Annotated in this window: 10 protein-coding genes; all 10 read left to right on the forward strand. The window is 29.2% G+C overall.

Features of this window, described 5'->3' with window-relative positions; all coding sequences use genetic code 11:
- Positions 1–166 precede the first annotated feature (166 nt).
- The 10 genes from D3Z07_RS11190 to urtE all read left to right on the forward strand — a co-directional run bounded on the left by D3Z07_RS11190 (position 167) and on the right by urtE (position 13,093).
- A complete protein-coding gene (locus tag D3Z07_RS11190) occupies positions 167–2,575 on the forward strand; it encodes a molybdopterin-dependent oxidoreductase (protein WP_122893915.1) in 2,409 nt (802 codons plus the stop codon).
- A 2-nt stretch (positions 2,576–2,577) separates the two neighbouring features.
- Positions 2,578–3,132, forward strand: coding sequence for a hypothetical protein (locus D3Z07_RS11195; protein WP_076088714.1), 555 nt, complete (start codon positions 2,578–2,580; stop codon positions 3,130–3,132).
- A 32-nt stretch (positions 3,133–3,164) separates the two neighbouring features.
- Positions 3,165–3,851 carry a response regulator transcription factor gene (locus D3Z07_RS11200; protein ID WP_076088712.1) on the forward strand — a complete coding sequence of 229 codons (687 nt, stop codon included), beginning with the start codon at positions 3,165–3,167 and terminating at the stop codon, positions 3,849–3,851.
- Entirely contained in the window at positions 3,844–5,511 is a 1,668-nt protein-coding gene (locus tag D3Z07_RS11205) for an ABC transporter substrate-binding protein (RefSeq protein WP_076088710.1), read from the forward strand. Before D3Z07_RS11200 ends, D3Z07_RS11205 begins: the two co-directional genes overlap by 8 nt.
- A complete protein-coding gene (locus tag D3Z07_RS11210; protein ID WP_076088708.1) occupies positions 5,495–7,171 on the forward strand; it encodes a HAMP domain-containing sensor histidine kinase in 1,677 nt (558 codons plus the stop codon). Before D3Z07_RS11205 ends, D3Z07_RS11210 begins: the two co-directional genes overlap by 17 nt.
- Before the next feature lie 390 nt (positions 7,172–7,561).
- Positions 7,562–8,839, forward strand: a complete 1,278-nt coding sequence (urtA, locus tag D3Z07_RS11215; RefSeq protein WP_076088706.1) for an urea ABC transporter substrate-binding protein — start codon at positions 7,562–7,564, stop codon at positions 8,837–8,839.
- A gap of 47 nt (positions 8,840–8,886) precedes the next feature.
- Complete coding sequence (urtB, locus tag D3Z07_RS11220) at positions 8,887–10,482, forward strand: urea ABC transporter permease subunit UrtB (protein ID WP_076088704.1); 1,596 nt, start codon at positions 8,887–8,889, stop codon at positions 10,480–10,482.
- 3 nt (positions 10,483–10,485) lie between these two features.
- Positions 10,486–11,607, forward strand: coding sequence for an urea ABC transporter permease subunit UrtC (gene urtC, locus D3Z07_RS11225; RefSeq protein ID WP_076088702.1), 1,122 nt, complete (start codon positions 10,486–10,488; stop codon positions 11,605–11,607).
- The gene (gene urtD / locus D3Z07_RS11230) at positions 11,607–12,395 is read left to right on the forward strand and encodes an urea ABC transporter ATP-binding protein UrtD (protein WP_076088700.1); all 789 of its coding nucleotides are present in this window, start codon (positions 11,607–11,609) and stop codon (positions 12,393–12,395) included. Before urtC ends, urtD begins: the two co-directional genes overlap by 1 nt.
- A gap of 2 nt (positions 12,396–12,397) precedes the next feature.
- A complete protein-coding gene (urtE, locus tag D3Z07_RS11235; protein WP_076088698.1) occupies positions 12,398–13,093 on the forward strand; it encodes an urea ABC transporter ATP-binding subunit UrtE in 696 nt (231 codons plus the stop codon).
- The last annotated feature ends 5 nt before the right edge of the window (positions 13,094–13,098 follow it).

Consider the following 13,098-nt stretch of genomic DNA (forward strand, 5'->3'; position numbering starts at 1 on the left):
TAATAGTTCTTATTTTTAACACTTTACGATTTAATCCTTCAAGGGGGTTGGATTACTTATATTTTTTTAATTTATTAATTTTTTCCAAAAATCGAATCATTCGATTTTTTTGCTCTTTTTTCTTGTTAAACTTCTTTTATAGTTAATTCAAATTAAGGAAATTAAGATGAACAATTCAAGAAGAAACTTTTTAAAAAAAGGTGCCATAGGGACAGCTGCTATTGCTGCTAGTACTACAATAAGTGGTGCTGCTACAAATATTATGGAGTCAAGAACTAAAAAAATCCCAAGTGCTTCTCACTTTGGACCTTTTTATGCTCATGTAAGAGATGACAAAATTGTTGACATCACTTCACAATTAGATTCAGATGCAAACCCTACTGTTATAGTAAAAGGTTTAGCCGATAGGAATACTTCAAACTCAAGAGTTAAATATCCAGTAGTAAGAAAATCTTACTTAGAAGGAAAAGGTAGAGGTGATTTAAGAGGTAAAGAAGAATTTGTTAGAGTTTCATGGGAAACTGCACTTGATTTAGCTGCAGACGCTATTAAAAAAGCACAAAAAAAAGGTGGTAATGAAGCACTTTACAACGCATCTTATGGTGGTTGGTCAATTCCAGGAGCTTTTAAGCCAAATGTTTTAGCTGGAAGATTCTTTAACCAAATTGGTGGAGCTGTTGGAACTGCTGGTGAGTATTCAAATGGCGCTGCTGGTCCGGTAAATCCAGGAGTTGTTGGGGATATGGAAGTTTATTCTATTCAAACTGCACATGAACAAATTATCAAACATACAGAAGTTATGGTTTTATGGGGAGCTGATTTATACAAAACTAATAGAGCAGGTTATTCTGTACCAAATCACAGATGTTATGATGCTTATGAAGAGTACAAAAAAGCTGGTATGAAAGTAATTTTAATTGACCCTATTTATAATTCATCTGGACAAGAGTTTAAAGCTGATTGGATTAAAATTAGACCAGGTTCTGATGTTGCAATGATGATGGCAATGATGTATCATTTATATAAAACTGGTAAATATGATAAAGCATTTATTGAAAAATATACTCATGGATTTGATAAATTTTTACCATATCTTTTAGGAAAAACAGACGGAATTCCTAAAACAACAAAATGGGCTGAAAAATTAACAGAAGTACCTGCTAAAACAATTGAGCAATTAGCTGAATTAATGGTTTCTAAAAGAACTATGATTGCAGGAAACTGGGCAATGCAAAGAGCAGCACACGGTGAACAAGTTGATTGGTCTATAATTACTTTAGCTTCAATGCTTGGACAAATTGGATTACCAGGTGGTGGTTTTGGTTTCTCTATGCATTATGAAGGTGGTGGTGATGCTGCATCTGGAAAAAGAACTGTTGGTGGATTAAGTCAAGGAAAAGGTGGTGCGGTAACTCTTACTATTCCAGCTTCAAGAATGAGTGATTTAATTAATAAACCAGGTGAAATTGTTACTTATAAAGGTAAAACTATTAAGTATCCAAAAGTTGAGTTTATGTTAAGTGCAGGTGGCTCACCAATTGGACATCAACCAAATGTAAATGAGCTAATTAAAGCTATGAGAACATTAGATACTGTTGTTGTTATAGAACCATGGTGGACACCAACTGCTAAAATGGCAGATATTGTTTTTCCTGCAACTACAACTTTAGAAAGAGATGATATTGCTTCTGGTATGTCATACTCAAATGATAGAATTTTTGCAATGAGAAAAGTAGTTGATGCTAGATATGAGTCAAAAGATGATTATGAAATTTTCACTGAATTAGCAAAAAGATTTGGAACTGAAAAAAGATTTACAAGAGATAGAACTCCAATGGATTGGATTCAAAGATTATACAAAAGATCTTATGCAAATAAAGTAATGAAAATTGCTTTTGAAGATTTCTGGGAAAAAGGAAGTGTTCATTATGATATTCCTGATGAAGCTAGAAAATATGTTAGACATGAAGCGTTTAGAAAAGATCCTGTAGCAAATGCACTTAAAACAGAAACTGGGAAAATTCAAATTTTCTCTGAAAAGTTTGAAAGTTATAAATATAAAGACTTTAAAGGTCATGCAATGTGGATGGAGCCAGAAGAGTGGTTAGGGAATAAAGAATTAGCAAAAAAATATCCATTACACTTAGTATCACCACATCCAACATATAGAATCCATACACAAATGGATAATACATGGGTTCAAAATGTGCATAAAGTGCAAGGTAGAGAGCCAATTAGAATTTCTCCAAATGACGCTAAAAAATTTGGAGTAAAAGATGGCGAGATTGTTGAAGTATATAATAATAGAGGAAGTATTTTGGCAGGTGTAGTGGTTACAAATACTATTAGAGATGGTGTTGCAGCAATTGAGGAAGGAGCTTGGTATTCTCCTGAAGATAGTTCAAAAGAGAATTCAAGATGTAATTCTGGACAAGTTAATGTATTAACGTCATCAAGACCAACATCTCAAATGGCAAATGCAACAACAGCAAACTCAACACTAGTTTCAATTAAAAAGGTGAATGTAGTTACTCCAAATGTAGCATATAACCCACCAAAAATTCAAGGAGCTTAATTATGAAAAATATTTTTAAAAGATTATTAATAACATTATTTGCAGTAGGGAGTTTTTCCCTACTAAGTGCTAGTGAAATGTACATCTTCCAAACAGCAAATGTAAAAATTGACAATAACAAAGCAAAACTTTATATTGGTACTCCTGTAAAAGTATTAAAAGATGTTGATGATAAGAATTCATTAGTTGAATTTTCAGGAATGGTTTTTGGTAATAAGCTTTATATAAATAAAGATAAATCACTCTTATTAGCATCGGTAGAAAAAAGTACTTTTGGAAAAGATGGTGAAACAAAAAAAGTTCAAGCAATAATTGAGAAAGGTTATTTAGCTAGTAATCCACTTGAAATTTGGGAAGAACATGAAGAGTTTTTTTATGAAAACTGTACACAATGCCATGCAGCACATGCACCAACAGAACATTCAATGTTAGAATGGGATGCTATTTTACAAACTATGAATGGTTTTGCTCAACTTGATGAAGAAGAAGCAGCTTATTTAGCAAGATTTGTAAAAGCTACATCTAATAATGGATTTTATCCAAAAACAAAAAAGTAAAAATTAAGTATAATTAGCAAAAAGGAGAGATTATGAGAAAAGATGTACTTGAAAAATTACAAAACTTGACTCTTCTTTATGCTGAAGATGAAATAGGAATTAGAGAAAATATTGCAGATTCTCTAAGATACTATGTAAAAGAAGTTTATGAAGCAAATGATGGAGAGGAAGGATATAAATTATATCTTGAAAAAAATCCTGATATTATTTTAAGTGATATTCGTATGCCAAATGTAAATGGTATTGAATTTATAAAAAAAGTTAGACAAACAGATAAAAATATCCCAGTTGTTATGATAACTGCTCATACAGATAAAGAGTATTTGCTAGATGCTGTTGAATTACATATGGAAAAATATATTGTAAAACCTCTTGATTTAGATGAGTTATTTGAATCTTTAAATAACTGTGTAAACATGCTAGATTCAAATAAAAAAGTTATATTAAAAGTTGATAAAGATTATGTTTATGATTATGATTTAAAAGAATTAAAATACAAAGATGAAAGTATTATTTTAAATAAAAAAGAGATGACTTTTTTAGAAGTTTTAATATCAAATCAATCGCGAGTTGTTAATTATGAAGAATTCCAAGATAAAGTTTGGGGCGATGATGTTATGACTGATAGCGCACTAAGATCATTAGTTAGGAATTTACGAAAAAAACTTCCCACAGATATGATTTTTAATCTTTCAGGAGTTGGATATCGATTTGTATAGGATTATAATTCTACTAATTTTTATATATACAAACTCCTTAGCACAAGAGCATCTTATCTCTAAATTTGAGTTTAGAGATGATAGTGCGAACAGTAATAAAGCAAAACCTCTAAACCCAAAATCTCATATAAATATCTTTTTACCTTCAATTCCTTATTCTTATATTGCTAAATCAACAAACTCAGGATTGATCAGATCTTATGATAATAAAAGAGGTTGGATATATGATTTAGCAAAATCACACAAAAGAGTTGGTGAGTATACTTATATCTTTGAGCTTAGAGAAAATTTAAAGTTTCAAGATGGAAAAGATTTTACTATGGATGATGTTTTATTTAATCTTGAATTTTTTAAGAAGAATCCACTTTTATATACCAATATTGATAAAGTTGATTTTGATATTATAAAACTTGATAAAAAAAGATTTAAAATAGTTTTAAAACAAAAATATGAGATGTTTTTAACAGATTTATCACGAATTTATTTTTATACTAAAGAGTACATAGAAAAATATAATCCAATAGGAGCAGAAACAGGAACAGCTACAAAAGCAGCAGGTGCTTTTGGAATGGGTCCATATATTTTGCAAAGTGGTTTTGCTTTAGGAAGTAAGCAAACAGAAAAACTAGAACTTGTAGCAAATCCATATTATTGGAATAAAAACTTTCCAAAAATTCAAAGAATCACAGTCTACACACAACTTGATGTAAATAAAGCAATCGAAGATATTACAAAATATGAAGGAAAGCTTGATTTAATGCCAATCCCTTTTAATAAAAAAATCGAAGTGTTATTATCAGAGTATTCAAAGCTTATTATTTCAGAATCCACAGATAATTTTGTAATATTTTTTAACCTTATAAATGGAAATAAAAAACTTCAAAACCAAAATATAAGGCAAGCATTAAATCAAGCATTAAATCAAGAAAACCTACTTAATTTTGTATATAAAAATGAAGGTAAAATATCTCCATTTACAACTTCTATTAATTACGATATTGTAAAGAAAGTTGCAGAAAAGTATAAATTTGAAGAGAAAAAGTTTTCTAAAAGTGAATTAAATAGTTTGTTAAATGGCTTAAAACTAAATATTTATACTCAAGATAGGTTTATGTTTTTACTTAAAGGTATTGAATATCAATTAAAAAAATATGGTGTAACTTTTAATTATAAAATTACAAATAGTGAAAAAGATATATATGAGCAGCTTTTAAAAACTAATAAAAATAAAAATGATAAAAACTGGGATTTATTAATATGGGGAGATGATGATTGGTATTATGAAAACCCTTGGTCAGTATTTTTTATTTATGAAACATCAGGGGCTTGGTCAACTATAAAAAAAGATGATTTAATGCAAGAGTATATAAAGAAGTATTTTATCACAAAAACAAAAACTAAAGAGTATGAAGAAGTTGTAAAAGATATACTTTTTAGAGCAAAGCAAAAGGCTTATACTTTAAGAGTCCCTTCTCAAAATAAAGTAACAGCAGTAAATAAAGAAGTAATATACAAACCATATAAAGGTGGAATTATACCTTTATGGGAAATAGAGATAAGTAATAATCACTGGTCTTTAAGACCTAAAAATATAGAGTATAAAGAAGAATTTAAAAAAGCAATAAAACCAAAAAGAATTAAATATGAAACTATTAAATAAGCTAAATATCAAATTTAAACTAGGTGTTCTATTTTTTATAATGTGCACATCAATTGCTCTATTATCATATAAAGCAATTGAAGTAAGTGAGCATAATAAAGAAACCTTAAGAGTCGTACATAGTAAATCTCAAGATGTATTATCTTTACAAGATAAAATTATTACACCATTATATAAACTAAGAGAATTAACTCAATCTTTAGTAATAGCTCCAAATAGTTCTATACGAGATAGTATAGAAAAAGATTTAAATTTTGTAATTAAAAACCTAGATTTAGAGTTTAAAAAATTAGAACCTGAACAAATAAAAACTCTACAAATGTGGCAAAATTATAAAAGCTTTGTTTTTCAAACTGAACAATACTTAAAAGAAGAGTTTCAAGAGGGTGCTTATATAAATGTTACGACTTCAAGTAGGGAGCAGTTTGCTTTACTAATTGATAGTCTTTTAAAAACACAGAGTAAGTTTCTAAATAACTCTACGATTGCTTACACTCGAGCAGTTGAGCAGGCAAAAGAGTTAAAGATATCTATTTTAATATATATATTATTCTTATTTATTTTGGCAACACTTATTGGATGGTTTGTTGCTAGAAACATTATTAATTCTATACAAATAGTACAACAAGGGTTAAATGACTTTTTCTCATATTTAAATCATAAAAAAAATAGTGTAGAAAAAATTGAAATTAATTCAAAAGATGAGTTTCACCAAATTGCAACTTCAATTAATACAAATGTAGCAATAATCCAAAAAAATATACAAAATAATGAAATAGTAATGAAAGATGCTACGAAGGTATTAGAAAATATTAAAAGTGGAAACTTAGGATCTAGAGTTACTAAAACTAGTAATAATGAAACTTTAAATGAACTAAAAATTATGATGAATGATATGATGGAAAATCTTGAAGAAAAGATTCAAAAAGAAATTAATCAAAGACTTGAACAAGAACAACTTTTAATACAACAAAGTAAGCTAGCTTCAATGGGTGAAATGATTGGAAATATTGCTCATCAATGGAGACAACCATTAGCTCAGATTTCTGCAATACATATGAATATGAAAATTACGTATGACTTTGATAAGTTCACAAAAGATTATATAGATACAAAAATAAAAGAAGCAAATACACTAACTTCTTATATGTCCCAAACTATATCAGACTTTCAAAATTTTTTTAAACCTCAAGGTGAAAAGGAAGAATTTTCTATTGAAAAAGCTTGTATAGATGCTTATAATATTTTAAAGTCTTCACTTAAATATCATGAAATAGAAGTTACTTTCAATCTCATTGAGGATACACAAATATTTGGATATAAAAATGAATATTCCCAAGTTATTCTAAATGTTTTAAGTAATGCAAAAGATATATTGATTGAAAGAAAGATTGAAAACCCAAAAATTAACATAGAAATAAAAGAAGGTGAAAATTTTGCAATTGTAAAAATTACAGATAATGCAGGCGGTGTTGAAAAAAATATCGTAAATAAAATTTTTGAACCATATTTTACAACAAGACATAAAACACAAGGTACAGGTATTGGTTTGTATATGTCCAAAAATATTATTGAAAGAAATATGAATGGCTTTATAAATGTTATAAATATAGAAAATGGAGCTTTATTTACTGTAAAAGTTAAAAAAGTGACAGACTAGTAATAATTCCTCCAAATATATTTTAAGTACATTAAGACGCTCAAATTTTTAATATCGTCATTATAATGATTTAAACACTAAGATAAATAGCTTTCATATATCCTTGCCAATAATATCTTATTTCTGGAGCAGTTTTTACAAAAAAATAGCTTGTTCCAAAAAAAGTTGAATTGTGGAACATTCTCCAAAAGTACTATAAAATATTCTCTAAAATCCTTAGGACTTTTTGAACAATAAAAATGACTTCTAAAATAAAAAGTATTCTCCATCCTGTTTACTTTATATACAAAAAATATCAAAAATTATTTCCAAAACAACACTTAAACAACACTTCTTCTTTATACTTTCAAACATAGGTCACAAAGACTTAATTTTGAAAGGAAAATTAAAATGAAAAGATTTACGAAAGCATTAGCCGCTTCTGCGTTACTTAGTCTGACAATATCAGCTGCAACTGCTGCAGAAACAATTAAAGTTGGGGTTTTACACTCACTGTCTGGAACAATGGCAATTTCTGAAACTACATTAAAAGATACTGTTTTAATGTTAATTGAAGAGCAAAATAAAAAAGGTGGGGTTTTAGGAAAAAAATTAGAACCTGTAGTTGTTGATCCAGCTTCAAACTGGCCTTTATTTGCTGAAAAAATGAGAGGACTTTTAACAAAAGATAAAGTTGATGTAACATTTGGTTGTTGGACTTCTGTATCTAGAAAATCTGTTTTACCAGTTGTTGAAGAGTTAAATGGTTTATTATTCTACCCTGTACAATATGAAGGTGAAGAATCAAGTAAGAATGTATTTTATACAGGTGCTGCGCCTAACCAACAAGCAATTCCTGCAGTTGATTATTTAATCAATGAAATTGGTGCAAAAAGATTTGTATTAGCTGGTACTGATTATGTTTATCCAAGAACTACAAATAAAGTTTTAGAGTCATACTTAAAGTCAAAAGGTGTAGCTGCAGAAGATATTATGATTAACTATACTCCATTTGGTCATTCTGATTGGCAATCAATCGTAAGTGATATTAAAAAGTTTGGTTCAGCTGGAAAGAAAACAGCTGTTGTTTCAACTATTAATGGTGATGCAAACGTTCCTTTCTATAAAGAATTAGGTAACCAAGGTATTTCATCTTCTGATATTCCTGTAGTTGCTTTCTCTGTTGGTGAAGAAGAATTATCAGGTCTTGATACAAAACCTCTTGTTGGACATTTAGCTGCGTGGAACTACTTCCAAAGTGCTGAGTCAAAAGAAAATGCTGAGTTTATTAAAACATGGAGAGCATATAAAAAAGATGATAAAAAAGTTACAAATGACCCAATGGAAGCTACATACATTGGATTTAAAATGTGGGTAAAAGCTGTTGAAAAAGCTGGTACTACAAATGTTGATAAAGTAACTGATGCAATGGTTGGTATTTCTGTTCCAAACTTAACTGGTGGAACTGCAACAATGCTTAAGAATCACCACTTAACAAAACCTGTTTTAATTGGAGAAATTCAAGAAGACGGTCAGTTTGAAACTGTATGGGAAACTGAAGGTGAAGTAGCTGGAGATGCATGGTCTGATTTCTTACCTGGATCTAAAGATTTAATTTCAGATTGGACAAGCCCAGTAAATTGTGGAAATTATAACACTGTTACAAAAAAATGTATAGGTGCTAAATAAATTAAAATATGAGAGTTTAACTCTCATGTTTTAACAGAAAGGTAAACATGAAAATATTTAAAATAATATTACTTAATTTATTAATACTTAGTGCTTCATTTGGAGTTACTCTAAAAGAAGATTCTAACAAATTACTAACAAAAAGTTTTAAAACAAAAGAAAAAACAATCATTGAACTAACTTCAAAATATAGTAAAGATGAAAAGCTAGAATTTTTATTTCAAAAATTGTTAAAAGGTGAACTTCTTTATACAAAAAGTGATAAACAAATAGTTTACATAAAAGAAAAAATTGAAGATGATTATAAAACTGCTGATATTTTTTCTAAAGAAGATCTAAAACTTACTTCAAAATATGATTTTAAAAAAGTTAAGATCAATAATAAATTAAGAAGTATTATCAAGAGTTCTCTTGCAAAAATTAATCTATTTTCTTCAAATGAAGATATTAGATTTAACTCTGCAAAGAATTTACTTGCTAATCTTGATATAAAAAATGAAGAATTAATTAATGAAATTCTTCAAACAGAAAAAAGTACTAAAGTAAAAGAAGTACTTGAAGAAGCAGTTACTGCTTTAGGTGTAAAATTTAAAGATGGTGAAGCACAAAAGCAAGCCATAATAAAATTAGGAGATTATTTATCTCCTAAATCATTAGAAGTATTGAAAAATATTTCATCAAATAGTGAAGATAAAGAACTGGTAAAACTAGCAAACACTTCAATTGCTTCAATAGAAACAAATAGATCTTTTTATTCGTTTCTAGAAACGGCATTTTTTGGTTTAAGTATGGGTTCTGTTTTACTTCTAGCTGCTATTGGTCTTGCTGTTACTTTTGGTGTTATGAAAGTAATTAATATGGCTCATGGTGAGCTTATTATGATTGGTGCTTACACAACATATGCACTTCAACAAATTATGCCAAATTTAATTGAGTATTCAATTATAGTTGCAATTCCAGCTGCATTTATTGTAAGTGGACTTGTGGGAATTGCTATTGAAAGACTTGTGATTAGACATTTATATGGACGTCCACTTGAAACATTACTTGCAACATTTGGTATTTCACTAGTGTTACAACAAATTGTAAGAACAGTTTTCTCTCCTTTAAATCAAGAAGTTAAAACGCCTGAGTGGATGAGTGGAGCATTGGAAGTTAATAGTGCTTTATCACTTACATACAACAGATTATATATTGTTGTTTTCTCAATTATTGTGTTTTTGTTTGTTTTATATATTTTAAATAAAACATCATTAGGATTAAAAGTACGAGCTGTTTCACAAAATAGAGAAATAGCACGAGCAATGGGAATTAAAGCTTCATGGATTGATGCAATTACATTTGGTTTAGGTTCAGGAATTGCAGGGGTTGCAGGTGTTGCCTTATCACAACTTACAAATGTTGGACCAAATTTAGGACAAGCATATATTGTTGATTCCTTTATGGTTGTTGTATTTGGTGGAGTTGGAAATTTATGGGGAACGTTAATTGCAGCATTTACATTAGGTGAGTTTAATAAGTTTATTGAACCAGTTGCTGGTGCGGTTTTAGCAAAAGTGATTATCTTAGTATTTATCATTTTATTTATACAAAAAAGACCTAGAGGACTGTTCCCTAAAAAGGGAAGAGATGCAGAGGATTAGACTATGAAAAGAAAATCATTAATATTAAAAATTTTAGAAAATGATAAAGGTGGAAAAATAGTTTTAGGAACACTATTTATTGTAGTTGCATTAGTAGCTATTTTAAATCTAGCTGTTCCTTCAGATTCTATATTTCACGTGTCAACATTTACAGTTACACTTCTTGGAAAGTATTTAGCATTTGCTCTTTTAGCACTTGCACTTGATTTAGTTTGGGGTTATTTAGGAGTATTGAGTTTAGGACATGGAGCATTTTTTGCCCTTGGTGGATATGCTATGGGTATGTATTTAATGCGTCAAATTGGTGATAGAGGGGTTTATGGAAATCCTGATTTACCTGATTTTATGGTATTTATGAACTTAAAAGAGATACCTTGGTTCTGGTATGGTTTTGATAATCCACTGTTTATGTTCTTAATGGTGATGTTTGTACCTGCACTTTTAGCCTTTGTATTTGGATGGTTAGCATTTAAATCAAGAGTTACAGGTGTTTATCTTTCAATTATCACTCAAGCATTAACATATGCATTAATGTTAGCATTCTTCAGAAATGATATGGGATTTGGTGGAAACAACGGTCTTACAGATTTTAAAGATATCTTAGGTTTTGATTTATCACAAGACTCTACTAGAATAGGATTATTAATTATTTCGTATTTTGCACTTTTAGGTGGATATTTATTATGTAGATTTATAATGAATTCAAGACTTGGAAGAGTAATTATTTCAATTAGAGATGAAGAAAGTAGAGTAAGATTTATAGGTTACAAAGTTGAACAATACAAACTATTTATTTTTATAGTATCAGCTGTACTTGCTGCAATTGCAGGAGCATTATATGTACCACAAGTTGGAATTATAAATCCTGGTGTTTTTTCACCACTATTTTCAATTGAACTTGTTATTTGGGTAGCAGTAGGTGGAAGAGGAACATTGTATGGAGCAATTATTGGAGCAATAATAGTTAACTTCGCAAGTTCATACTTTACTTCTGCACTTCCTGAAATTTGGTTATATGCACTTGGTGGTATGTTTGTTTTAGTAACACTATTTTTACCAAAAGGTGTTGTTGGACTTATCTCAAATATCAAAGATAAACTAAACACTAAAAAGGAGCTTGCATAATGTTAGTTTTAGATCATGAAAACTCACATAATATTGGTGAGTTAAAAAAGGGTAAAAGAATACTTCTTGTTGATGGTGTAACAGTTAGTTTTGATGGTTTTAAAGCTTTAAATAATTTAAGTTTTTCTATTAATTATGGAGAACTGCGATGTATTATTGGTGCAAACGGTGCTGGAAAATCTACTATGATGGATGTAGTTACTGGAAAAACAAGACCTGATGAAGGTACAGTTACTTTTGGTGATGCTGTAAATTTACTTGAAATGGATGAACCATCAATTGCAGAAGTAGGAATTGGTAGAAAATTTCAAAAACCAACTGTTTTTCAAAATAATACAGTTTTTGAGAATCTTGAGCTTGCTATGCAAGATGATAAGAGGTTTTTCAAAACACTTTTTTCAAAAATATCTGGTGAACAAAAAGATAAAATAGAAGAAACAATGCAACTTATTGGTTTAAAAGAACTTTATAATCAAGAAGCAGGAATTTTATCTCACGGTCAAAAACAATGGCTTGAAATTGGAATGCTTATTATGCAAAATCCAAAGTTATTATTAGTTGATGAACCAGTTGCTGGAATGACTCCTCAAGAAGTTGATAAAACAGGACAAATTTTGACAGATTTAGCAAAAGAACATGCTGTTGTAGTTGTTGAGCATGATATGGAATTTATTAGAAGTATTGCTTCAAAAGTAACTGTTTTACATGAAGGTTCAGTTCTTGCAGAAGGAAGTATGGAAAGTATTCAAAACAATGAAAAAGTAAGAAAAGTATATTTAGGTGAATAATCATGATACAAATAGATAAATTAAATCAGTTTTATGCTCAAAGTCATACCTTATGGGATTTAACTTTAGAATTAAAAAAAGGTAGATGTACTTGTTTAATGGGAAGAAATGGTGTTGGTAAAACAACACTTTCAAAAGTAATCATGGGATTACTTCCAATTTCAAGTGGAAAATTAATATACGATGGTCAAGATATTTCAAAACTAAATGCACATGATAGAGCACAAATTGCAATAGGTTATGTTCCTCAAGGAAGAGAAATATTTTCACAATTAACAGTAGAAGAAAATCTTCAAATTGGAGTACTTTCTAATAGAAATAAAATTAAAAGTGTTCCTGAAAAAATTTATGATTTATTTCCAGTTTTAAAAGATATGGCAAATAGAAAAGGTGGGGATTTATCTGGAGGTCAACAACAGCAACTTGCTATTGGAAGAGCTTTATGTATTGACCCAAAGTTTCTAATTCTTGATGAACCAAGTGAAGGGATACAACCAAATATTGTTGCTCAAATTGGTGATGTAATTGACTATCTTACAAAAGAAGAACAAATGACAGTAATGTTAGTTGAACAAAAGTTACCATTTGCTAGAAAACATGGTGATGATTTTTATGTAATTGATAGAGGTTCTGTTGTTGCTAATGGCGAGATTTCACAGTTAAGTGATGAGATTGTAAAACAGCATTTATCTGTATAGATGTT

The organism is Arcobacter peruensis, assembly GCF_003711085.1.
Classification (GTDB): domain Bacteria; phylum Campylobacterota; class Campylobacteria; order Campylobacterales; family Arcobacteraceae; genus Poseidonibacter; species Poseidonibacter parvus.